20 protein-coding genes and 2 tRNA genes are annotated in these 23,925 nt (G+C 52.9%); 20 read left to right on the top strand and 2 right to left on the bottom strand.

The window, feature by feature from the left end:
- The first annotated feature begins 75 nt into the window (after positions 1–75).
- The 6 genes from K0H80_RS14520 to greA all read left to right on the top strand — a co-directional run bounded on the left by K0H80_RS14520 (position 76) and on the right by greA (position 7,822).
- The gene (locus K0H80_RS14520) at positions 76–864 is read left to right on the top strand and encodes a M48 family metallopeptidase (RefSeq protein ID WP_220072033.1); all 789 of its coding nucleotides are present in this window, start codon (positions 76–78) and stop codon (positions 862–864) included.
- 80 nt (positions 865–944) lie between these two features.
- Positions 945–1,562, top strand: coding sequence for a BamJ family beta-barrel-assembly machinery protein (gene bamJ, locus K0H80_RS14515; RefSeq protein ID WP_220072032.1), 618 nt, complete (start codon positions 945–947; stop codon positions 1,560–1,562).
- A gap of 96 nt (positions 1,563–1,658) precedes the next feature.
- Positions 1,659–2,474: a 4-hydroxy-tetrahydrodipicolinate reductase gene (dapB, locus tag K0H80_RS14510; RefSeq protein WP_011866637.1), complete on the top strand. Its 816-nt coding sequence runs from the start codon at positions 1,659–1,661 to the stop codon at positions 2,472–2,474.
- A gap of 160 nt (positions 2,475–2,634) precedes the next feature.
- Positions 2,635–3,807, top strand: a complete 1,173-nt coding sequence (gene carA, locus K0H80_RS14505) for a glutamine-hydrolyzing carbamoyl-phosphate synthase small subunit (protein WP_011866636.1) — start codon at positions 2,635–2,637, stop codon at positions 3,805–3,807.
- Between the two features lie 20 nt (positions 3,808–3,827).
- Complete coding sequence (gene carB, locus K0H80_RS14500; RefSeq protein WP_011866635.1) at positions 3,828–7,049, top strand: carbamoyl-phosphate synthase large subunit; 3,222 nt, start codon at positions 3,828–3,830, stop codon at positions 7,047–7,049.
- 296 nt (positions 7,050–7,345) lie between these two features.
- Complete coding sequence (greA, locus tag K0H80_RS14495) at positions 7,346–7,822, top strand: transcription elongation factor GreA (RefSeq protein WP_011866634.1); 477 nt, start codon at positions 7,346–7,348, stop codon at positions 7,820–7,822.
- 77 nt (positions 7,823–7,899) lie between these two features.
- On the opposite strand, the gene yhbY is transcribed toward greA, so the two are convergent.
- Positions 7,900–8,199 carry a ribosome assembly RNA-binding protein YhbY gene (gene yhbY, locus K0H80_RS14490; RefSeq protein WP_033537396.1) on the bottom strand — a complete coding sequence of 100 codons (300 nt, stop codon included), beginning with the start codon at positions 8,197–8,199 and terminating at the stop codon, positions 7,900–7,902.
- Between the two features lie 91 nt (positions 8,200–8,290).
- Between yhbY and rlmE the strand changes: the two genes are divergently transcribed.
- The 14 genes from rlmE to rpsO all read left to right on the top strand — a co-directional run bounded on the left by rlmE (position 8,291) and on the right by rpsO (position 21,654).
- The gene (gene rlmE, locus K0H80_RS14485; RefSeq protein WP_011866632.1) at positions 8,291–8,920 is read left to right on the top strand and encodes a 23S rRNA (uridine(2552)-2'-O)-methyltransferase RlmE; all 630 of its coding nucleotides are present in this window, start codon (positions 8,291–8,293) and stop codon (positions 8,918–8,920) included.
- 45 nt (positions 8,921–8,965) lie between these two features.
- Positions 8,966–10,933, top strand: a complete 1,968-nt coding sequence (gene ftsH, locus K0H80_RS14480; protein WP_220072031.1) for an ATP-dependent zinc metalloprotease FtsH — start codon at positions 8,966–8,968, stop codon at positions 10,931–10,933.
- A 154-nt stretch (positions 10,934–11,087) separates the two neighbouring features.
- On the top strand, positions 11,088–11,873 hold the full coding sequence (gene folP / locus K0H80_RS14475) for a dihydropteroate synthase (RefSeq protein ID WP_220074003.1): 786 nt from the start codon (positions 11,088–11,090) through the stop codon (positions 11,871–11,873).
- Positions 11,874–11,953: 80 nt separating this feature from the next.
- Positions 11,954–13,285, top strand: coding sequence for a phosphoglucosamine mutase (glmM, locus tag K0H80_RS14470; RefSeq protein WP_220072030.1), 1,332 nt, complete (start codon positions 11,954–11,956; stop codon positions 13,283–13,285).
- A 168-nt stretch (positions 13,286–13,453) separates the two neighbouring features.
- Positions 13,454–14,236 (top strand): triose-phosphate isomerase, encoded by a 783-nt coding sequence (gene tpiA, locus K0H80_RS14465; protein WP_011866628.1) that lies wholly within the window; start codon positions 13,454–13,456, stop codon positions 14,234–14,236.
- Position 14,237: 1 nt separating this feature from the next.
- Complete coding sequence (gene secG / locus K0H80_RS14460) at positions 14,238–14,582, top strand: preprotein translocase subunit SecG (protein WP_011866627.1); 345 nt, start codon at positions 14,238–14,240, stop codon at positions 14,580–14,582.
- Positions 14,583–14,704: 122 nt separating this feature from the next.
- Positions 14,705–14,790: transfer RNA gene (locus K0H80_RS14455), tRNA-Leu, on the top strand.
- Positions 14,791–14,893: 103 nt separating this feature from the next.
- Positions 14,894–14,970: transfer RNA gene (locus K0H80_RS14450), tRNA-Met, on the top strand.
- Positions 14,971–15,129: 159 nt separating this feature from the next.
- Positions 15,130–15,585 (top strand): ribosome maturation factor RimP, encoded by a 456-nt coding sequence (rimP, locus tag K0H80_RS14445; RefSeq protein ID WP_041407366.1) that lies wholly within the window; start codon positions 15,130–15,132, stop codon positions 15,583–15,585.
- Between the two features lie 27 nt (positions 15,586–15,612).
- On the top strand, positions 15,613–17,112 hold the full coding sequence (gene nusA, locus K0H80_RS14440; RefSeq protein WP_011866625.1) for a transcription termination factor NusA: 1,500 nt from the start codon (positions 15,613–15,615) through the stop codon (positions 17,110–17,112).
- A 26-nt stretch (positions 17,113–17,138) separates the two neighbouring features.
- Positions 17,139–19,796 (top strand): translation initiation factor IF-2, encoded by a 2,658-nt coding sequence (gene infB / locus K0H80_RS14435; RefSeq protein ID WP_220043077.1) that lies wholly within the window; start codon positions 17,139–17,141, stop codon positions 19,794–19,796.
- Positions 19,797–19,919: 123 nt separating this feature from the next.
- Positions 19,920–20,342, top strand: coding sequence for a 30S ribosome-binding factor RbfA (gene rbfA, locus K0H80_RS14430; RefSeq protein ID WP_011866623.1), 423 nt, complete (start codon positions 19,920–19,922; stop codon positions 20,340–20,342).
- Complete coding sequence (gene truB / locus K0H80_RS14425) at positions 20,342–21,289, top strand: tRNA pseudouridine(55) synthase TruB (RefSeq protein WP_220072029.1); 948 nt, start codon at positions 20,342–20,344, stop codon at positions 21,287–21,289. Before rbfA ends, truB begins: the two co-directional genes overlap by 1 nt.
- Positions 21,290–21,384: 95 nt before the next feature.
- Positions 21,385–21,654 carry a 30S ribosomal protein S15 gene (rpsO, locus tag K0H80_RS14420; protein WP_011866621.1) on the top strand — a complete coding sequence of 90 codons (270 nt, stop codon included), beginning with the start codon at positions 21,385–21,387 and terminating at the stop codon, positions 21,652–21,654.
- 68 nt (positions 21,655–21,722) lie between these two features.
- Here the strand turns inward: rpsO and K0H80_RS14415 are convergent, their stop codons facing one another.
- Entirely contained in the window at positions 21,723–23,756 is a 2,034-nt protein-coding gene (locus K0H80_RS14415; protein WP_220072028.1) for a putative bifunctional diguanylate cyclase/phosphodiesterase, read from the bottom strand.
- Positions 23,757–23,925 lie beyond the last annotated feature (169 nt).

The following is a 23,925-nucleotide window of genomic DNA, read 5'->3' as shown; positions in this document are numbered from 1 at the left end:
ACTTACTTACCGTGATTGGTATTAGCTATCTTTAAATAGTCAAGAATAAGGTTTCATAACGAGAAGGGATGAGAGATGAAACAGTTAACCGCGGCGCTGGTAATACTTTTATTAGCCGGCTGCGCCACCACACAATCGCCCACAGGGCGTAAGCAGACCCTGCTGTTTTCAGCCCAGCAGATGGATCAGATGGGGGCCGAGTCTTTTGCCGAGATGAAGAAGCAGCAGAAGGTGAGCCAGGATAAGCAGGTCAATCAGTATGTGGCCTGTGTGGCAAACCGCATCACCTCGGTATTGCCGGGCCGTCAGCCCAACTGGGAGGTAGTGGTGTTTGAATCGGATCAGGTTAACGCCTTCGCCTTGCCCGGTGGCCACATTGGTGTCTATACCGGATTGCTAAAAGTGGCTAAAAATCAGGATCAGCTGGCGACCGTTATCGGTCATGAGGTGGCCCACGTGCTGGCCAACCACAGCAACGAGCAGGTGTCGCGGGCACAGATGACAGGCGTTGGCATGCAGATCGCCGGCGCCGCCATCGATGTCAGCGGCCTGAGCAACAAAGACCTCTACATGTCGGCCCTTGGCCTGGGCGCCCAATATGGCTTTATCCTGCCCTATGGCCGTGCCCAGGAGAGTGAGGCCGATGTCATGGGCGTCGAGCTGATGGCCAGAGCCGGGTTTGACCCCAGCCAGAGCATAAGCCTGTGGCAAAACATGGCCAAGGCGGGAGGCAGTCAGGGCCCAGAGCTGCTGTCGACCCATCCGTCCCATGACCACCGCATCGCCGATCTGCAGCAGATGTTGCCAGAGGTGACGCCGCTGTACCGCAGTGCAAGCGCCAGTGGAAAAAATCGCTGCGACTAGGGTCAATTTTTGGCTTTTTTATCACAGTCTGTGATAAAATCCGCCGCGAAATTAATTGAATAAATGAGAGTACAATCATTATGTCTGATAAGTTCACCACAATTGAACAGCACGCCAGCTATGGCGTTGGCCGCCAATTAGGCGAGCAACTCGCAGCTAACTCATTCGAAGGTATCGATATTTCAGCTGTTCAGGTTGGTCTGTCAGATGCGTTTGAAGGTAAAGAGAGTGCTGTCTCTATGCAAGAGCTTCAAACTGCATTCACTGAGATTAGTCAGCGTATTCAAAAGGTTCAGGAAGAAGCTGCTGCGGCTGCATCGGCCGAAGGCGAAGCTTTCCTCGCTGAAAACCAAAAGCGTGACGGCGTTGTGACCCTGGAGTCTGGTCTGCAATATGAGATCATTACCGAAGGTTCAGGCGACAAGCCTAGCTATGATTCGACTGTGCGTACTCACTACCATGGTACTTTCATCAGCGGCGACGTATTCGACAGTTCAGTACTGCGCGACCAGCCTGCCGAGTTCCCAGTTTCTGGCGTGATCGCCGGTTGGACCGAGGCACTACAACTTATGCCAGTTGGTTCTAAGTGGAAGCTGTATGTACCGCATCACCTGGCCTATGGCGAGCGTGGCGCAGGTGCCTCAATTCCTCCTTATTCGGCACTTGTGTTCGAAGTGGAATTGCTCGACATTATCTAATCGAAATAGCCTAAGCGTTTGCTTAGGCTTTTTTTTGAAATGATTTGGCGTTAGCCTTGTGCTCAAATAACCGCAGCAAATGTTTAGGAGAATTAGATGACAGAGCAAGTAAGAGTGGCGATAACCGGTGGCAGTGGTCGCATGGGCCGAACTCTTATTGAATCGGCAAAACTCAGCAGCAATATCTATTTAGGTGCGGCGGTTGAGCGTGCGGGTTCCACATTGATAGGTGTCGATGCGGGCGAACTCGCCGGTGTGGGCGCGATGAATGTTGCCATCACTGATTCGCTGGACAATGCCGTAGACGACTTCGATATCCTGATCGACTTTACCTCGCCCGAGGCCAGTGTGGTGCATACCGACTGGTGTTCGCGTAACGGTAAGGCGATCGTCATCGGCACTACAGGCTTCAATCATGCCCAGAAAGAGCAGATTGCCGCCTACGCCGAGAACACGCCGATCGTGATGGCGCCTAACATGTCTGTGGGGGTCAACCTGATGTGGCGCCTGCTGGAGCTGGCCGCCGAGGTGATGGGCGACTACACAGATATCGAAATCATCGAGGGTCACCACAGACATAAGAAAGATGCGCCGTCAGGCACTGCACTCAAGATGGGCGAGGTGATCGCCGAGGTCTTGGGTCGGGATCTGGAAAAATGCGCCGTCTATGGCCGTGAGGGGATCACCGAAGAGCGTAGCCGTGAGACCATAGGCTTCTCTACCATTCGCGCCGGCGATTTGGTGGGTGAGCACACCGCCATGTTCGCCGATATCGGTGAGCGTTTGGAGATCACCCATAAGGCCTCGAGTCGAATGACCTTTGCCAACGGTGCCATGCGCGCCGCATTTTGGTTGGGCGATCAGGGCCCCGGATTATACGACATGCAACAGGTCTTGGGCCTGAAGGATTAGTATTTAAAAAAAACGCCAAATTGGCGTTTTTTTTTGAAAGAAAGTACCGCTTATCTATAGACGAGCTTCACAATTACCTTTAAAATTGTCGGAATTTGTCAAAATTTCGTATTTAAGCGGAAGTTGGTATTTTAAACACAAAATAAAACCTTATTATTCAATGGCTTGGCTCTTTTCGGAGGTCGCGTTGACAAAGTCTGCCTTACTCGTACTCGAAGATGGAACCGTATTCTCTGGCACTGCAATCGGTGCTGATGGACTCGCAGTTGGTGAAGTGGTATTTAACACTTCCATGACGGGTTACCAAGAGATCCTCACGGATCCTTCCTATTCTCGTCAAATTGTTACTCTAACCTACCCGCACATTGGTAACACTGGTACCAATAGTGAAGATACCGAATCTGAAGCCGTCCATGCCTGTGGTCTGATCATCCGCGATCTACCGCTACTGGCGAGCAACTTCAGAAATGAGCAATCCCTCAGCGATTACCTAAAAAGCAACAATGTTGTAGGCATTGCCGATATCGACACTCGTAAACTAACACGTATCCTCAGGGAAAAAGGGGCACAAGCGGGTGCCATCTTAGTGGGTGACATGGATGAAGCTAAGGCGCTGGCGGCTGCCAAGGCGTTCCCTGGCTTGAAAGGCATGGACTTGGCCAAAGAAGTGACCACGCAGAAGCAATACCAATGGCGCAGCGGTAGCTGGCGTCTGGTGGGCGGCCTGCCGAGTGACACTCCTGAGTCAGAACTGAAATACAAGGTCGTGGCCTACGACTACGGCGTTAAGCGCAACATCCTGCGTATGCTGGTTGACCGTGGCTGCGATGTGACCGTAGTACCGGCGCAAACCCCAGCTGCCGAAGTGCTGGCGATGAATCCAGATGGCATCTTCCTGTCAAACGGCCCTGGCGACCCAGAGCCATGTGACTACGCCATCGAAGCGATTCAGGCTTTCCTCAAGACTGACATTCCACTCTTTGGTATCTGCCTTGGCCATCAGCTGTTGGCACTGGCCTCTGGCGCTAAGACGCTGAAGATGAAGTTTGGTCACCATGGTGCCAACCATCCGGTAAGCAACCTGGAGAAGGGCAACGTGATGATCACCAGCCAAAACCATGGTTTTGCTGCCGATGAGACCAGCCTGCCGGCCAACGTTAAGGTGACTCACAAGTCGCTGTTCGACGGCTCGTTGCAGGGTATTCACCTGACCGACAAGCCAGCGTTCAGCTTCCAGGGCCACCCTGAGGCAAGCCCGGGTCCACACGACGCCGCGCCGCTGTTCGATCACTTTATCGAGTTGATCGAAGAATATCGTCATAACGCCAAGTAGTCCGGGAGAAAGTTTCAGCAATGCCAAAACGTACAGACATAAAAAGTATTCTTATCCTGGGTGCTGGCCCGATTGTTATCGGTCAGGCATGTGAGTTTGACTACTCTGGTGCCCAGGCGTGTAAGGCGCTTCGTGAAGAGGGTTACCGGGTTATTCTGGTGAACTCTAACCCAGCGACCATCATGACAGACCCAGAGATGGCCGATGCGACCTACATAGAGCCTATCCACTGGGAAGTGGTGCGCAACATCATCGCTAAGGAACGTCCCGATGCGATTCTGCCGACCATGGGCGGTCAGACTGCACTGAACTGTGCCCTGCGCCTGGAGGCAGAAGGTGTGCTGGCCGAATTTAACGTCGACATGATCGGCGCGACGGCCGATGCCATCGACAAGGCCGAAGACCGTAGCCGTTTCGATGCGGCGATGAAGAAGATTGGTCTCGAGTGTCCTCGCGCCGGTATCGCCCGCAGCATGGAAGATGCCTACGAGGTACTTGAGCAGGTTGGTTTCCCTTGTATTATCCGTCCATCATTCACCATGGGTGGCTCGGGCGGCGGTATCGCCTACAACAAGGAGGAGTTCGAGGAGATCTGTTCTCAGGGTCTCGAGCTGTCACCGACCAACGAGCTGCTGATCGACGAGTCGCTCATCGGTTGGAAAGAATATGAGATGGAAGTGGTTCGTGACCGCAACGATAATAGTATTATCGTCTGCTCTATCGAAAACTTCGATCCTATGGGCGTGCACACCGGCGACTCAATTACAGTCGCACCGGCGCAGACCCTGACTGACAAAGAATATCAGCTGATGCGTAACGCCTCACTGGCGGTACTGCGTGAGATCGGCGTAGAAACCGGTGGTTCAAACGTTCAGTTTGGTATCAACCCGAAAGATGGCCGTATGGTGATCATCGAGATGAACCCGCGTGTATCGCGTTCATCTGCCCTGGCATCGAAAGCGACAGGTTTCCCTATCGCCAAGATCGCCGCCAAGCTAGCCGTGGGCTTCACCCTGGATGAGCTGAGCAACGACATCACAGGCGGTGCCACCCCTGCCTCGTTCGAGCCTGCCATCGACTATGTGGTTACCAAGGTGCCACGCTTCAACTTCGAGAAATTTGCCGGCGCAAATGATCGTCTGACCACTCAGATGAAGTCTGTGGGTGAGGTGATGGCGATTGGCCGTACCTTCCAGGAGTCGCTGCAAAAAGCACTGCGCGGCCTAGAAGTCGGCGTTAATGGCCTGGATCCTATCGTCGATGTCGAAGATAACGATGCCCTGTCGCGTATTCGCCACGAGCTGAAAGAGCCAGGCGCCGAGCGTATCTGGTATATCGCCGATGCCTTCCGCGCTGGTCTGAGTCTGGATGCCATCTTCAAGCTGACCAATATCGACCCTTGGTTCCTGGTGCAGATTGAAGAGCTGCTATCACTTGAGAACCAGGTGAAAGAAGCTGGCATGGCTAGCATGGACAAAGATTTCCTTTACAAGCTCAAGCGCAAAGGTTTCTCCGATGCGCGTCTGGCGGCCCTGATGGGTGTTAGCGAGTCAGAGATGCGTAAGCTGCGTTACCGTCACGAAGTGTACCCTGTGTACAAGCGCGTCGATACCTGCGCCGCCGAGTTCTCAACCGATACCGCCTACATGTACTCGACCTATGAGGAAGAGTGTGAGGCTAACCCATCTAACCGCGACAAGATCATGGTGCTGGGTGGAGGTCCTAACCGTATCGGTCAGGGTATCGAGTTCGATTACTGCTGTGTGCACGCGGCGCTTGCCCTGCGTGAAGATGGTTACGAGACCATCATGGTTAACTGTAACCCAGAGACAGTCTCTACCGACTACGATACCTCTGACAGACTCTATTTCGAATCTGTAACCCTGGAAGATGTGCTGGAGATCGTCCGCATCGAGCAGCCTAAAGGGGTTATCGTGCAGTACGGTGGTCAGACGCCGCTGAAACTGGCGCGTGACCTGGAAGCCGCCGGTGTGCCAATTATTGGTACCAGCCCGGATGCCATTGACCGCGCCGAAGACCGTGAGCGTTTCCAGCAGGCGATTCAACGCCTGGAGATGAAGCAGCCGGAAAACGATACCGTCACTACGGTAGAAGGTGCCGTGATCTCCGCCGAGCGTATCGGTTACCCGCTAGTGGTACGTCCATCCTACGTACTGGGTGGCCGCGCGATGGAGATCGTGTACGACGAGCAAGACCTGCGTCGTTACTTCAACGAAGCGGTAAGCGTCTCTAACGCCTCGCCAGTACTGCTGGATCACTTCCTCGATAACGCCACCGAGGTGGATATCGATGCAGTATGTGACGGCACGACTGTTGTGGTTGGCGCCATCATGGAGCATATCGAGCAGGCGGGTGTTCACTCGGGTGACTCGGGTTGTTCGCTGCCTCCATACACACTGAGCCAGGAGATCCAGGATCAGATGCGCGAACAGGTGCGCAAGCTGGCGATGGAACTCGGCGTTGTGGGTCTGATGAACGTGCAGTTCGCGGTACAAGACAACACCATCTACATGATCGAGGTTAACCCGCGTGCGGCCCGTACCGTACCATTCGTCTCTAAGGCGACGGGTGTACCGCTGGCTAAGATCGCCGCGCGCGTCATGGCCGGTCAGAGTCTGGAAGAGCAGGGCTTTACCAAAGAGGTGATCCCACCTTTCTACTCGGTGAAAGAAGTAGTGCTGCCGTTCAACAAGTTCCCGGGTGTTGACCCGCTACTTGGCCCTGAGATGCGCTCTACCGGTGAGGTAATGGGTGTGGGTGCTACCTTCGCCGAGGCCTATGCTAAGGCTGAGCTGGGTGCGACCTCTGAGGTGCCTAAGTCTGGCCGTGCGCTGCTCTCTGTACGTAACAGCGATAAGAAGCGTGTTGCCGACCTGGCCGCCAAGCTGATCGAGTTGGGCTATGAGATCGATGCCACCCACGGCACCGCAGTAGTGCTGGGCGAGGCGGGTATCAATCCTCGTCTGGTGAACAAGGTACACGAAGGTCGTCCGCACATTCTTGACCGTATCAAGAACGACGAGTACACCTATATCGTGAACACTACCGAAGGCCGCCAGGCGATCGAAGACTCACGTCAGCTGCGTCGTGGCGCGCTGCGTTACAAGGTGAACTACACCACAACCTTGAACGCCGCCTTCGCGACCTGTATGGCGCACTCTGCCGACAGTCGCACCAATGTGACTTCAGTGCAGGAGCTGCACCAGCGCATTAAAGGCTAAGGGTTACCCCTTACGAAAAGGCCGCGCAAGCGGCCTTTTTTATGGGCGTTCAATTCGTTGAAATAGATATAACAAGGCAATCTTGATACTGGGCGAATGGCGCCATCTTGCTTGCCTTGGGCGCGCCATGGAACACACAGTTCTGATGGCGCGCTAACAATCTCTTGGGGATCCGATAGCTTCTCTATGCATCAGGGTATAGAATAGATGGATTCCAAGCGTTCTTTATTCCTGGTCAGTGGCCCTAGTGGTCAGGCTGACTAGGCTGCTTTTGTTTTGAGGAGACGAGTGTTCCTATGAATAAGGTTCCAATGACAGTTGTTGGTGCAAATCAACTGCGTGAAGAGTTAGATTTTTTGAAGTTTGAGAAGCGTCCAAAAATTGCCGAGGCCATTGGGATTGCGCGTGAACTAGGCGATCTGAAAGAGAACGCCGAATACCACGCCGCCCGCGAAGAGCAGGGGCTGTGTGAGGCCCGCGTGCGCGATATCGAAGGCAAGCTGTCTCATGCACAGATCATCGACGTGACCAAGATGGAAAATACGGGTCGTGTTATTTTCGGCACCACGGTAACCATTTTGAACCTGGATAGCGACGAGGAATTTACCTACCGTATCGTGGGTGAAGATGAAGCCGATATTAAGGCTAACCTTATTTCTGTGACCTCGCCGATCGCTCGCGGCCTGGTGGGTAAATCGGAAGGGGATGAAGTCTCTATTCAGACCCCGGGTGGTATGACAGATTATGAGATCACTGCGGTAGAGTATATCTAAACTGATTTATGCATGGACTCATGCCCACAAAAAAGCCGCTATCGATAGCGGCTTTTTTGTGGGCATGAGTCCAGGAGTTATTTTGCTCTTGGTACGGCAATCTTCATCTCTGGAGATTGACGGAATAGGACCAATACGTGACCGATAAGCTGAACCTTTTCAGCTTGAGTTTCGCGTACAATGGCGTCAACGACTGCATTTTTTAGCTCTCTGTCTCCAGAGGCAACTTTCACTTTGATTAATTCATGATGAGAGAGTGCATTATCAATTTCAGCCAGTACACCTTCAGTCAGGCCATTGGCACCAAGCTGCACAACAGGCTTGAGGTTATGCGCTAAGCCTTTTAGATGCTGTTTTTGTTTGGTTGTTAAGTTCATTTCTACCAACTTTATGCTGAGTTACTGTTGAAAAACCGCTATTCTACCCTCATATAGCCTTTGTGTAACTCATATTTGTTGCGGATTTTAAATGTCAGGTAAAAAACGAACAGCCAGTTCCACCCGTTGGATGCAGGAACATTTCGATGATCATTATGTTAAGTTGTCGCAGAAACGGGGATTGCGTTCGCGCGCTGCGTTTAAAATAGAAGAGATACAACAAAAGGATAAGCTGATCCGCCCCGGCATGACTGTGGTGGATCTCGGGGCCGCGCCCGGGGGCTGGTCGCAGATTGCCGTCAAGTTGGCGGGAGAGACGGGTAAGGTTATCGCCTGCGATATTCTGCCTATGGACCCCATCGTCGGTGTCGATTTCCTGCAAGGCGATTTTCGCGAGGAGAAGGTGCTTAACGCCTTACTCGAACGGGTCGGCGATGCTAAAGTCGATGTTGTGTTGTCGGATATGGCACCTAATATGAGTGGTACGGGCGGTGTGGATCAGCCGCGCGCCATGTATTTGGTGGAGCTGGCACTGGATATGTGTCATCAGGTGTTGGCACCAAATGGTAGTTTTGCTGTCAAAGTCTTTCAGGGGGAGGGCTTTGATGAGTATATGAAGGCGGTGAGAGAGGCATTTACCACCGTTAAAACACGTAAGCCAGACTCGTCGCGACCGCGTTCGCGTGAAGTCTATCTTGTGGCGACGGGTTACAAGTTGTAGTAACCTAACGTCAGTAACCGCAAGACTGTATGAGGTCTAGTAATTTTGAGTGATATGGCAAAAAATTTAATTCTCTGGGTTGTCATCGCCGTCGTGCTGATGTCAGTGTTTCAGGGCTACTCCCCCTCTTCATCGAACTCCATGAAGATGGATTATTCAACTTTCTTGGATGATGTTCGCTCCGGCCAGATCAACACCGTCGAGGTGAAGAGTGACCAGCGTACCATCGAGGGTACCAAAAGAACCGGGGAAAAATTTACCACTATCATGCCTATGTATGATCAGGATCTGATCAACGATCTTGACCGTAAGGGTGTGACCATGAAAGGTCAGGAAGCCGAAGAGTCAGGTTTCCTCACACAGATCTTCATCTCTTGGTTCCCTATGCTGTTACTCATCGGGGTATGGATCTTCTTCATGCGCCAGATGCAGGGCGGTGGCGGTAAAGGCGCCATGTCTTTCGGTAAGAGTAAAGCCAAGCTGATGAGCGAAGATCAGATCAAGACCACCTTCGGTGACGTCGCCGGTTGCGACGAGGCCAAGGAAGATGTCAAAGAGCTGGTCGATTATCTTAAAGAGCCGACTAAGTTCCAGAAACTGGGTGGCCGTATACCTACCGGTGTGCTCCTCGTTGGTCCTCCAGGTACGGGTAAGACTCTACTTGCCAAGGCGATTGCCGGTGAGGCCAAGGTGCCTTTCTTCACGATTTCCGGTTCTGACTTCGTTGAGATGTTTGTCGGTGTCGGTGCCTCACGTGTTCGCGACATGTTTGAGCAGGCGAAGAAGTCTGCGCCTTGTATCATCTTCATCGATGAGATAGATGCCGTAGGTCGCCAGCGTGGCGCGGGTGTTGGTGGTGGTCACGACGAGCGTGAGCAGACCCTTAACCAGATGCTGGTTGAGATGGATGGCTTCGAGGGTAACGAAGGTATCATCGTTATCGCCGCGACTAACCGTCCAGACGTATTGGATGCAGCCTTGCTGCGTCCGGGACGTTTCGACCGTCAAGTGGTGGTTGGCCTGCCAGACGTACGTGGTCGTGAGCAGATCCTTAAGGTGCATATGCGTAAGGTGCCGCTGGCCGATGACGTTAAGGCGAGCGTGATTGCCCGCGGTACGCCAGGCTTCTCTGGTGCCGATCTGGCTAACCTGGTAAACGAAGCGGCGCTGTTTGCTGCCCGTGGTAATCGCCGCGTGGTGGGTATGGAAGAGTTTGAGAGCGCCAAAGACAAGATCATGATGGGCGCCGAGCGCCGCACCATGGTGATGTCTGAAGAAGAGAAAGAGATGACCGCCTATCACGAAGCGGGTCACGCTATCGTTGGCTGTCTGGTACCCGAGCACGATCCTGTGCACAAGGTGACTATCATTCCTCGTGGCCGCGCCTTGGGTGTGACCTTCTTCCTGCCTGAGGCGGATGCCATCAGCCAGAGCCGTCGTAAGCTCGAGAGTCAGATCTCTGTGGCCTATGGTGGACGTATCGCCGAGGAGTTGATCTATGGTAGCGAGCGTGTCTCTACCGGTGCTTCTCAAGACATCAAGTATGCGACTACGATTGCGCGCAACATGGTGACCCAATGGGGCTTCTCGGACAAGCTAGGTCCGGTGTTGTACGCCGAAGATGAGGGCGAAGTGTTCCTCGGCCGTAGCATGGCTAAGGCGCAGCATATGTCGGATGAGACGGCGTCGATTATCGATCTCGAAGTGAAGCAGCTGATCGATAATAACTATGGACGCGCGCATCAGTTCCTGACCGATAACATGGATATCCTTCATGCCATGAAAGATGCACTGATGAAGTACGAGACCATAGATGCGACTCAGATTGACGATCTGATGGCCCGTCGTGAGGTGCGTGCACCGGCCGATTGGAACATGGATGAGAATGGTTCAAACGGTAAGGGTAATGGCGGTCGTGGTGAGGCGGTTACATCGCCAGAGCCGAGTGAAGTGCCTGCCGCCGAGCCTGCGAGCGAGCCAAAAGAAGGTGATGAATCACCTGTCATCAAGTAATCATCGTTGCGATAGATTAACTGCATTATCTCAGAAAACCCCTTAACGGGGTTTTCTTGTTTACGTCATCAGTGTGATCGAGGAGCCTATCTTGCAGCAAGGGTTTCAACTTGTCTGTGGCGACAAACGCCTGGACCTTTCCCAGCCCAGAGTGATGGGAATACTTAACGTGACGCCGGATTCCTTCTCAGACGGTGGTCGCTTCGCCAATCTTGAGCCGGCCTGTCGCCATGCCGATACATTAGTCGGTGAGGGCGCCAGCATCATAGATATCGGTGGTGAGTCGACCCGCCCCGGCGCGGCCGAGGTCAGCGTGCAACATGAGCTGGATCGGGTGATCCCCCTGGTGGAATATGTCAGTGCCAATCACGATGTGTGGATCTCGGTCGACACCAGCAAGCCTGAGGTGATGAGTGAGGCGGTTGCCGCCGGCGCCCATCTGATCAACGATGTGCGCGCCCTGCAGGAGCCTTGTGCCCTAGCCGTGGCCGCCAAGCTGAATGTGCCCGTCTGTTTGATGCATATGCAGGGACAACCGAGAACCATGCAAGACTCACCCGTATACCAAGATATCATAGGGGATATCAGTGCCTTCTTTGAGGAGCGTATCGAGGCCTGTCTGGATGCCGGAATCGCCAGAGACAATCTGCTGCTGGACCCTGGGTATGGCTTTGGTAAGACACTGTCACATAACTATGAATTGTTAAACCGTCAGGCCGAGCTTAAGGCATTTGGCCTGCCGCTGCTTATCGGCCTGTCGCGCAAGAGCATGATAGGCAACCTGCTTAACGTGCCGCCGAGCGAGCGTCTTTCGGGCAGCCTGAGCGCCGCGCTCTTGAGTATTCAGCAGGGCGCACATATTATTCGTGTCCATGACGTAAAACCGACCATGGATATGATCAAGGTCATGCAGGCTTGCGCCAATTATCAGGCATTATAGATTGATGCGCGGCGCTAAGAGCAGCGACGCCAATTGGATTAAATAGGAAAGACCCTGGGATGGGGCAGAGGTAATAACAAGTGAGAAAATTCTTCGGAACCGATGGTATCAGAGGCAAGGTGGGCGCGGGTAAGATGACCCCGGAATTGGCGCTCAAACTTGGCTGGGCGGCGGGGCGCGTGTTGTCCCGCACCGGCACTAAGAAGGTGATCATAGGTAAGGATACGCGTATTTCAGGCTATCTGTTCGAGTCTGCGATGGAAGCCGGCCTGTCGGCCGCAGGTTTGAATGTGATGTTGATGGGACCTATGCCGACACCGGCAGTGGCCTATCTGACCCGTACCTTCAGGGCGGAAGCCGGTGTGGTGATCAGTGCATCTCACAATCCTTACTATGATAACGGCATCAAGTTCTTCTCTACCGACGGTAGCAAACTGGATGACGAGGTAGAGCTGGAGATCGAGCGTGAGCTTGAAAAGCCGCTGGAGTGTGTCGAGTCACACTTGCTGGGTAAGGTGTCTCGCATCGAAGACGCTGCCGGTCGTTATATCGAATACTGTAAGGGGAATTTCCCTGCCGAGCATACCCTCAACGGTCTAAAGATAGTGGTCGATTGTGCCCACGGGGCAACCTACCATATCGCGCCGAGTGTGTTTCGCGAGCTTGGCGCCGAGGTGATCACCATAGGTGACAAGCCAGATGGCATCAACATCAACCATGAGGTGGGCGCCACCTCTATGGGTAAGATCCGCGAGACGGTGATCGCCGAGAAGGCTGACCTGGGGATCGCACTGGATGGCGACGGTGATCGCATCATGATGGTGAATCGTCATGGTAAGGTGATCGACGGCGATGAGATCCTCTATATCCTGGCCTGTGATGCTCAGGACCGCGGCGTGCTAAAGGGCGGTGTGGTCGGTACCCTGATGTCTAACCTGGGGCTGGACTTGGCACTCAAGGCCCGTAATATTCCCTTTGCCCGCTCTAAGGTGGGTGACCGCTATGTGATGGAGCTGCTCAAAGAGAAAGATTGGCGCATCGGCGGCGAGAACTCAGGCCATATCCTGAACTTGGATCATGGCACCACGGGTGATGGTATCGTTGCCGGTATTCTGGTGCTGGCGGCCATGTGTCGTAAGCAGGCGACTCTTGAGGAGCTGACCGAAGGCATTAAGATGCTGCCACAGGTGCTGGTTAATGTCAGATTTGAAGGTACTCACAACCCGTTAGAGTCCGATAGCGTATTGAGCGCCCAGGCTGAAGTGGAAGCCAAACTTGGTGAGCGTGGCCGCGTGCTACTGCGTAAGTCGGGCACAGAGCCGCTGATTCGCGTCATGGTCGAAGGCGATGTCGCCAGCGATGTAAAAGCCCACGCAAACTATATTGCCGAGGCCATCAAGGCGCTAGTTTAAGGCCCTTGTACAGGATTTAGCCTTGCCGGGTTAAATCCTGTGCTATTTATCCCGCGCGAGGATAAAAAGTAATCGCTTCGACACTTTATCGCAAAAATTCGAGATTTAGGTATTGTAACTTAACAAGTGGTTCGCTATTATTCAGCCCGCTTTCAGAAGGAGACAGTGATGGCACTAAGACGCCCAATGGTCGCTGGTAACTGGAAAATGAACGGTACTGCGCAGCTAGCGCAAGAGTTGTTTACCAAGTTTGCTACCAAGCTTCAAAATGATTCTGCGGAAGTGGTCTTGTGTCCACCAAGTATTTTTCTTGAAAGTGTTCGTCAGCAACTCGATGCTAACAAAGAAGCCTTAAACGGCTGCTTAGTTAGAATGGGTGCCCAAAACCTGAGTCAGCATGACTTCGGTGCCTATACAGGCGAAGTGTCTGGGCAGATGCTGAAAGATTCTGGATGTCGCTATGTGATTATCGGTCACTCCGAGCGTCGTAGAATGTACGGCGAAACTAGCGACATCGTGGCGGAAAAATTTGCCGCCGCACAGAAGCATGGTTTGACCCCTATCTTATGTGTAGGTGAGTCGGGTCCAGCACGTGAAGCAAGACGCACCTTCGAGGTGATTGCCGAAGAGCTGGATGTGGTCATCGAGAAGAATGGCACCATGGCTTTTGATAATGCGATTATCGCCTATGAGCCACTTTGGGCCGTAGGGACAGGTAAGAGCGCTACGCCAGAGCAGGCGCAGGAAGTACACGCGTTTATTCGCAAGCGTCTCTCTGAAGTGTCTCCGTATATCGGAGAGAATATCAGGATTTTGTACGGTGGTAGCGTAACGCCGAGTAATGCAGCAGATCTATTTGCTCAACCTGATGTAGATGGTGGACTGATAGGCGGTGCTAGCTTAAACTCTACCGAGTTTTTAAGTTTATGTTCGATAGCGATGAGCGCATAATATGTACGAAGTTCTAATGGTTATTTACTTGTTGGTTGCGTTGGGCCTGATTGGCTTAATCCTCATCCAGCAAGGCAAGGGAGCTGACATGGGGGCCTCTTTCGGCGCCGGTGCTTCAGCCACTCTGTTCGGTTCTTCTGGTTCGGGTAACTTTTTGACTCGTTCCACAGCGATACTGGCAATTGCCTTCTTTGCCCTGAGTCTGACGATTGGCAACTTGAGCGCAAACCACGCTAAAACAGAAGAATCTTGGAAAGATTTAGGTGCCGATGCGGCGGCCGTAACTGAACAAGTTACCGATGCAGCAAAAGACGCACAAAAGTCAGAAGATAAGATCCCTGACTAATCGCTCGAAAGAGCATAGCGCGACTTAGATTAGACCTTGGTTTTATTTAGGTAGTGTGACTGGAAAAGATGAGTCTCCTCAAACTCATAAAAATTCTTAACCAGTCGAAGTAACGATCACATGCGGATGTGGTGGAATTGGTAGACACGCCATCTTGAGGGGGTGGTGAGCCTAGCTCGTGAGGGTTCAAGTCCCTCCATCCGCACCAAATTTAGATTGAGCCTAGCTTGGTCTGAATCGATAAAGTGGCAGAGGTTTCTGCCTTTATCATTGCAAATATTGTTCACAATCAATATAATTGCAGCAGTTGACGCGGGGTGGAGCAGTTTGGTAGCTCGTCGGGCTCATAACCCGAAGGTCGTCGGTTCAAATCCGGCCCCCGCAACCAGCTTCCCAGTGATGAAGCAGCGCTTCATTTCTGTTACAGGTTCTGAATGATATGACCTCGTGATTACGGGGTTTTTTGTTATCTGGACTTTTGAAATATCGTCATTTGATGATGTCGTACTGGGGCTTTATGCCCTTTTTTGTTTTTCGGGGGGTAACCTTGGCAACTTTAGAAAGTAAGCTGGAACAGATGCTTATCGCACCAGTTGAAGCATTGGGCCATAGTCTGTGGGGATTGGAATATGTACAGGCAGGCAAGCATTCAGTGCTGCGTGTATATATAGATAATGAAAACGGCATCTTTATCGATGATTGTGCCGATGTCAGTCGCCAGATCAGTGCCGTGCTCGATGTCGAGGACCCGATTTCGACCGAATATACACTAGAAGTTTCCTCACCGGGTGTCGATAGACCATTATTTACTGCAGAGCAGTATGCACGATACCTAGGTGAAACCGTAAAGGTACAACTGACTATGCCTGTCGCTGGTAGTCGTAATTTAAAAGGGACCGTCGCGGGCGTTGAGGGGCAGATGCTGACCCTTACCGTAGATGGCAACGAACTGATTATTGCCTTGGATAACATCCGCAAGGGCAACTTAATCGCTAAGTTTTGATGGATTCGAGCTGAACGAGGCAAGAGAATGAACAAAGAGATTCTGCTAGTCGCTGAGGCGGTTTCAAATGAGAAGGCCGTGCCACGCGAAAAGATTTTTGAAGCGTTGGAGATTGCGTTAGCGACGGCTACCAAGAAAAAATATGAAGGCGATATCGAAGTTCGTGTCGCTATCGATCGTAAGACAGGCGAGTACGAAACTTTCCGTCGTTGGATGGTGGTTGAGGACGAAGGTCAGGCGCTGGAAAATCCTTTCCGCGAGATCACCCTGGAAGCGGCCCGTTACGAAAACCCAGAGATTCAAGTGGGCGAGTATATCGAAGATGAGATCGAGTCAGTCGTCTTCGACCGTATCACCACTCAAACCGCTAAGCAGGTAATCGTACAGAAGGTACGTGAAGCAGAGCGTGCTCAGATCGTCGACCAGTTCCTGGAAAAGGAAGGCGAGCTGATCACGGGTGTGGTGAAGAAGAGCAACCGCGAGAGCGTCGTTGTGGATCTGGGTAACAACGCCGACGCCGTGCTGTTCAAAGAAGATCTTATCTCACGTGAGAGCTTCCGTCCTGGTGACCGCGTTCGTGCGCTACTCTACGCCGTACGTCCAGAGGCACGTGGTGCACAGCTGTTCCTGACCCGTACCAAGCCAGACATGCTGATCGAGCTGTTCCGCGTAGAAGTACCGGAAATTGCCGATGAGATGATCGAGATCATGGGCGCCGCTCGTGACCCAGGTTCTCGCGCTAAGATTGCGGTCAAGTCTAATGACCGTCGCATCGATCCTATCGGTGCTTGTGTGGGCATGCGCGGCGCGCGTGTTCAGGCCGTGTCTAATGAGTTAGGCGGCGAGCGCGTTGATATCGTGCTTTGGGATGATAACCCAGCGCAATTTGTGATCAATGCGATGGCGCCGGCCGATGTGGCTTCTATCATAGTCGACGAAGATAACCATTCTATGGATATCGCCGTTGAAGCCGACTCATTGGCGCAAGCTATTGGCCGTAACGGCCAAAACGTACGTTTGGCGACTCAGTTATCGGGCTGGGAACTAAACGTGATGACAGTGGAAGATATGCAGGCTAAGCATCAGGCGGAAAGCGCCAAGATCGTTAACCTGTTCGTCTCTGCACTGGATGTCGATGAAGATTTTGCTCAAGTACTGGCAGATGAAGGTTTCACCTCACTTGAAGAAGTTGCCTACGTACCTGAGTCAGAGTTGCTTGAAATCGACGGCTTCGACGAGGAGATCGTTGAGGCACTCAGAGAACGCGCTAAGGCTGCGATCTCTACACGGGCTTTGGCATCCGAGGAAGCACTTGACGGTGCTGAGCCAAGCGAAGATTTACTTGCCCTAGAAGGTTTAGAGCGTCACTTGGCGTATGTGTTGGCAAGTAAAGGCGTGATTACGCTTGAAGATTTAGCCGAACAAGGCATTGATGATTTGATCGAGATTGAAGAATTAACAGAAGAAAAGGCTGGTGAGCTCATCATGGCGGCCCGCAACATCTGTTGGTTTGGCGAAGAAGCTTAAGTCGATCAACAGAGGGGAGTTTACAGATGGCAGATACCACAGTAGCAAAACTGGCCGAAGAAGTAGGGAAGAGTGCTGATCGATTAGTTGAGCAGTTTTCTGAGGCCGGTATTAAGAAGAGTAAGACCGACACAGTTTCAGAAGATGAAAAGCAGAAGTTGCTTGAGTTTCTTAAGAAGCAACACGGTGGCGATTCAGCGCCAACCAAGATGACACTGCAGCGCAAGTCTATCTCGACACTGAGCGTGTCGGGTAGCGGCGGCCAGTCGAAAGATATTAAGGTAGAAGTGCGTAAGAAGCGTACCTTCGTTAAGCGTGATGTAGCGGCTGAAGCCGAGGCAGAAGCTAAGGCCAAGGCTGAAGCCGAAGCGAAAGCAGCTGCGGAAGCAGAAGCTAAGGCCAAGGCAGACGCGGAAGCCAAGGCGAAAGCTGAGGCGGAAGCCGCAGCAAAAGCTAAGGCTAAGGCCGAGGCAGAAGCTAAGGCGAAGAAGGCTGCCGAAGGTAAGCCTGCTGCTGAAGAAACAGCAGAAGAGAAAGCCGCCAAGGTGGAAGAAGCTCGCCTGCTAGCGGCTAAAGAAGCTGCCGCTAAGGCTAAGGCCGACGAAGAAGCTAAGGCTGCAGCCGAAGAAGCACGTCGTCTTGCCGAAGAGAACGAGAAGCGTTGGGCGGAAGAAGAACGTCAGCGTAAAGAATCTGAAAACAGCGCCGATCACCATGTGACCACATCGAGTGAAGCGCGTGCCGCCGAAGATTCGGCCGACAGAGACGCCGAGCGACGTGGTCGCCGTGCACGTAAGCCTGCCGGTGGCAAGAAAGAGCCTATCGGCAAGAAGCGTGGCGGTAAAGAAGTTCGCGGTGGTCGTAACAACCGCAATCAGCGCAACGCGCCTGAGGCGATGGACCATGGCTTTAACAAGCCTGCTGCGGCCGTTACCCGTGACGTGACCATCGGCGAAACCGTAACGGTTGCCGAGCTGGCACAGAAGATGGCGGTTAAGGCGACCGAGATCATCAAGCAGATGATGAAGATGGGCTCTATGGTTACCATCAACCAGGTGCTGGATCAGGAAACTGCGCAGCTGGTTGCCGAGGAGATGGGCCACAAGGTGGTTCTGACTCGTGAAAACGAGCTTGAGCATCAAGTTCTTGCCGACCGTGACGGCAACGTTAAGGTTGAGCCTCGTGCGCCGGTTGTGACCATCATGGGTCACGTTGACCATGGTAAGACATCGCTACTCGACTATATTCGTCGCGCTAAGGTAGCCTCTGGTGAGGCGGGTGGTATTACCCAGCACATTGGTGCATACCACGTTGAAACCGACAATGGCATGATCACCTTCCTGGATACCCCAGGTCACGCCGCGTTTACCGCGATGCGTGCACGTGGTGCCAAGGCGACCGATATCGTGGTGCTGGTAGTAGCCGCCGATGACGGCGTGATGCCACAGACCATCGAAGCGATTCAGCACGCTAAGGCGGGCGGTGTACCGCTTATCGTTGCGGTGAACAAGATTGATAAGCCAGAAGCGGATCCTGATCGCGTTAAGTCTGAACTGTCTCAACATGGCGTGATGTCAGAAGATTGGGGCGGAAACAACATGTTCGTTCACGTGTCTGCTAAGTCTGGTGAAGGTATCGACGAGCTGCTGGAAGGCATCTTGCTTGAAGCCGAAGTACTAGAACTGAAAGCGGTACGCGAAGGCATGGCAGCTGGTGTGGTTGTTGAGTCTAAGCTAGACAAGGGCCGCGGCCCTGTGGCGACTATCCTGGTACAAGAAGGTACCCTGAAGCAGGGCGATATCGTTCTTTGTGGCCTGGAGTACGGTAAAGTCCGTGCAATGAAGGACGAGAACGGTAAGTCGATCACCGAAGCCGGTCCATCGATTCCAGTTGAGATCTTAGGTCTCTCTGGTGTGCCATCTGCCGGTGACGAAGCGACAGTTGTTCGTGATGAGCGTAAAGCACGTGAAGTGGCACTCTACCGTCAAGGTAAGTTCCGTGACGTTAAGCTGGCCCGTCAGCAGAAGTCTAAGCTTGAGAACATGTTCGCTAACATGACCGAAGGCGAAGTCCAAGAGCTGAACATCGTCCTTAAGGCCGACGTACAAGGCTCGCTGGAAGCGATCTCTGACTCGCTCAACAAGCTGTCTACCGACGAGGTGAAGGTTAACATCATCGCCAGCGGTGTAGGTGGATTGACCGAGACAGATGCGACCCTGGCGGCTGCGTCAAACGCTATCATGGTTGGTTTCAACGTTCGTGCCGATGCACAGGCGCGTAAGACGATTGAAAGCGAAAGCGTTGACCTACGTTACTACAGCGTTATCTATCATCTGATCGATGAAGTTAAAGCGGCGATGGGCGGTATGTTGGCACCTGAGTTCAAGCAAGAGATCATTGGTCTTGCCGAAGTGCGTGACGTGTTCAAGTCGCCTAAGATTGGTGCTATCGCTGGTTGTATGGTTACCGAAGGTACCATCAAGCGTAGCGCGCCAATCCGTGTACTACGTGACAACGTGGTGATCTTCGAAGGTGAGCTAGAATCACTGCGTCGCTTCAAGGATGACGTTAACGAAGTTCGTAACGGTATGGAGTGTGGTATCGGCGTGAAGAACTATAATGACGTCAAAGTCGGCGATCAGATTGAGGTCTTCGAAACGGTCGAAATCGCTCGAACCTTATAATACCAAGGGGCGGCGTAAGCCGCCCTTTTTGTTCAGGCATGACCCAGCGTCAAGACTCGACCCAAATAACAGCGGTTGCAGTTTTAACGAGTCGGTCACCTGTTTTTGAGATGGCAAAATATTATGGCAAGAGAATTTAGTCGTACTCGTCGCATCGCTCAGCAGCTGCAACAGGAGCTGGCTCAGGTGCTGCAACGGGACATCAAAGATCCGCGTATCGGTATGGTGACGGTTAACGACGTCGATGTATCTCGCGATCTGAACTACGCCAAGGTCTATGTCACCTTCTTCGAGGAGGACAAGGCGGTTGTAGAAGAGAAGCTGGCGGCGCTGGAAGCGGCCGCGGGTTATGTTCGCTCTCTGGTGGCGGGTCGTATGAAGCTTAGGGTCATGCCCGAAATCCGCTTCATCTACGATGCGTCGCTGATCGAGGGGATGCGCATGTCTAACCTGGTGAGTCAGGTGATCACCAAGGATAAGGCTAAGGCGGCTGAACACGGTCGTGAAGACGAAGAGCTGGACGACACCGAGCAGGACGATAAATAATGGCGCGTAAACCTAGAGGTCGCTTGGTCGACGGCATAGTGCTGCTGGACAAAGACACGGGAATGAGCTCCAACTTCGCCTTACAGAGAGTAAAGCGAATCTACAACGCCGCCAAGGCGGGTCATACCGGCGCGCTGGACCCTCTAGCGACCGGCATGCTACCGATCTGCCTGGGGGAGGCCACCAAGTTTTCGCAGCATCTGCTCGATGCCGATAAACGTTACTTGGTGACCGCCAAGCTAGGTGTGCGCACAGACACCAGCGACTCAGACGGTGAGGTGGTGCAGACGCGCCCGATTAACTTCACCGAGCAGCAGCTCGAAGAGGCGCTGGAGCATTTTCGTGGTGAGACCATGCAGGTCCCCTCTATGTACTCGGCGCTCAAGTATCAGGGCCAGCCCCTGTACAAGTACGCCAGAGAAGGCAAAGAGGTGCCGCGCGAGGCGCGTCCTATCAAGGTCTTCGAACTCAACTTTATTAAGCTTGAGGGTGACGAGCTGACCTTGGACATCCACTGCTCCAAGGGGACCTATATCCGCACCATTACCGATGATCTCGGTGAGATGCTGGGCTGTGGTGCTCATGTCATCATGCTGCGCCGCACAGGCGTTGCCGGTTATCCTTACGATAAGATGGTGACACTGGAGCAGCTCGAGGCCTTGCTAACCAAGGCGCAGGAAGAGGAGCGTCCGCCTAAGGAGCTGCTGGATCCTTTGTTGCTGCCCATGGATACCGCGGTGAGCGGGCTCAAAGAGATCAACGTCTCCGATGAGCTGGCCCACTATCTGATGAACGGTAATCCGGTTCAGGTGGCCAATTTGCCCGTCGATGAGTTGGTGCGTATCACCCTAGGTGAGGCGAAACAGTTTGTCGGTATCGGCCAGATGAACGACGATGGCCTGCTGGCGCCTAAGCGCTTGGTGGTATTGCACGACGAGCAGGCTTGAGGCTTGCTTAATGGCGCTAAAATCGGTACTATAGCGCGCTCTCTTTGGCTGAGTTAGTGATCGGCTGAAGTTTCTATCTATTTTTGGAGAAAGAAATGTCACTAAGTAAAGAAGTAAAAGCACAAATCCTGGCTGATTTCGGTCGTGGTGAAAATGACACTGGTTCTACTGAAGTTCAGGTTGCTCTGCTAACTGCACAGATCAACCACCTGCAAGGTCACTTCAAAGAGCACATCCATGATCATCACTCACGTCGTGGTTTGCTTCGCATGGTTAACTCTCGTCGTAAGCTTCTAGCTTACCTGAAGCGCACTGAAAACGAGCGCTATCAAGAGCTTATCAAGAAGTTAGGTCTACGTCGCTAATCTATCAATTAGTGCTGTAGTGAAAAAAGGAGGCTTAGCCTCCTTTTTTTATGCCTGATTTTCAGCGATTAAATCTGACTGATGCTGGCGGTGTTGGGGGCGATATAGCGGTTCTCGAATTCGCTGATATCCAGCGGCTGACTGTAGTAGAAGCCCTGGCCTATCTCACAATCCATCTGTTTTAGCCAGTTCAGCTGCTGCTCATTCTCAATCCCCTCGGCCACGATATGTAGGTTGAGCTGCTTGCCGAGCATCAAGATGGTGGAGGCGATAGCGCTCTCGTTAGGCAGGTCCGTCACGAAGCAGCGATCGATCTTCATGGTGGTGATCGGCAGATGACGCAGGTAGGAGAGCGAGGAGTAGCCGGTACCGAAATCATCGACGGCGATACCAAATCCTGCGCCCTTGAGCTGCTCTAGTTTATGGATGGCGAGCTCGATATCATTCATCAGTGAGGTCTCGGTGATCTCTACCTCTAGAAGACTGGGATCTATCTGGTATCTCAGCGCCAGCTGTTTGATGTCCGGTACCAGGCTGGCATCGGCAAACTGCTGTGAGGCGACGTTGACCGCGATAGGGATTGCATAGTTGTAGCGCTTACGCCAATGTTTCAGGGTGCGACAGGCCTCTTCGAGCACCCAGCGTCCCAGGGGGATGATGATGCCTGTCTCTTCGGCCACAGGGATGAAAGACATGGGGCTGATGAGCCTGCCATCTTTCTTCCAGCGAATCAGCGCTTCACAGGCGATCACCTTGCCTGTCTTGATATTAAACTTGGGCTGAAAATGCAGCAGGAATTCGTTGTTCTTCAGGGCGTCGTGCAGGGAGGCCTCAGTTCTCAGACGCACCGCGGCCCGCTCTGTCATCTGCTGCTTGAAGAAGGCCCACTGATTAGACCCCGCTGCCTTGGCGCTGTACATGGCGATATCGGCATGGCGGATCAGATCTTCGGCGCTCAGGCCATCGTCGGGGTAGATGGAGATCCCCACCGACGCGGCGGGATGTATGGTGTGCTCGTTCAACTGTAGCGGCACGTTGAGTTGCATCAGTAGCTTATCGACAAAATCTGCGGCCTGATCCGGCGTTCTGGCATCTTCGGCCAGGATGACAAACTCATCGCCGCCGAGACGCGCCACTGTGCCGCGATCGCCGACTACCCGCTCCAGCACCCTGGCGATACGGGCCAGGAACTGATCCCCCAAGGCATGGCCCAGAGAGTCGTTGACGTTCTTGAAACGGTCGAGGTCGATAAACAGCATAGTAAATTGATGCTTGTGCACCCTGGCGCGCTGAATCGATACCGCTATGGTCTCCAGCAGGAGGGTGCGGTTAGGCAGGCCAGTGAGAGGATCCCGGGTCGCCATGCGGCGAAGCTTGCTCTGGGTCTGGCCAAATTGAATTAAGATTTGATTAAATTTTGATGTCACCAGGCCTAGTTCGTCATCTTGGTGGGCGGTTGACGTGGGCAGCAGGTTCTCATCCGGTAGCTCAGGGTCAATTTTATCAATCGCCTCACTGATCTGCGCGATCGGCTTGGTGAGAAAGCGGTGGAAGATGATGGACAGTGCCATGGTGACCAGGAGCGCCCGGGCCAGGGTGGCCAAGAAGCTAAAGCGTAACTGAGAGAAGAGGGAGTCGGTCAGTTCCTGGGTGTTATAGAAGATGGTCAGGGTGCCGATGATCTGCTGCTTCTCTGTGCCCTCGAAGAAAGAGGGACGGTAGAGGGTACGGCTTATCTGTTTCAGGTCACCAAACAGCTTTTCACTGAGCTTACGCACCAGTGGATTGTCGGTGAAGGGGTTGTTCATGGAGACAAACATGCTGCCGTCGTCGAGTTCGATCACCGCCTCGCCCACATGCTCGACCTTAAGTACCCCTTCGAGGGTCTGAGTCGCCAGATTGTCATCCAGTGCCCAGACGGCGTTGGCGGCGGGTTGTTCGATGGAGTCCAGCAGCTCTTCCTGGGCCACCATGAGCTGTTGACGGGCCGAGACGCCGACTAAGGCGACTTCGACAATAAAGATGGCAACGGCAAAAAATAACGCTGAAAACACGACCAGTGTCGTCTGTTTCCATGTTAAGGATTTAAACCGAGCGCTCATTTGCCACCCCTTGTTCCTAGTGACCAATCACATTCTATTTTCAGAAAAAGCAGCGATAGACAGAAATTTATCTTTATCTAACCACTTTAGAGAAAAGATTCAGCTTTGTCATCTACATGTGCTCTTTATCTATTGATTAGACTTGCAGTATACTTAGCCGCGAAATTAA

The organism is Shewanella aegiceratis (genome assembly GCF_019457495.1).
Taxonomy (GTDB): Bacteria; Pseudomonadota; Gammaproteobacteria; order Enterobacterales; family Shewanellaceae; genus Shewanella; species Shewanella loihica.
Note: the sequence above shows the minus strand (reverse complement) of the source record. Positions and strands in the feature narration are given on the sequence as shown.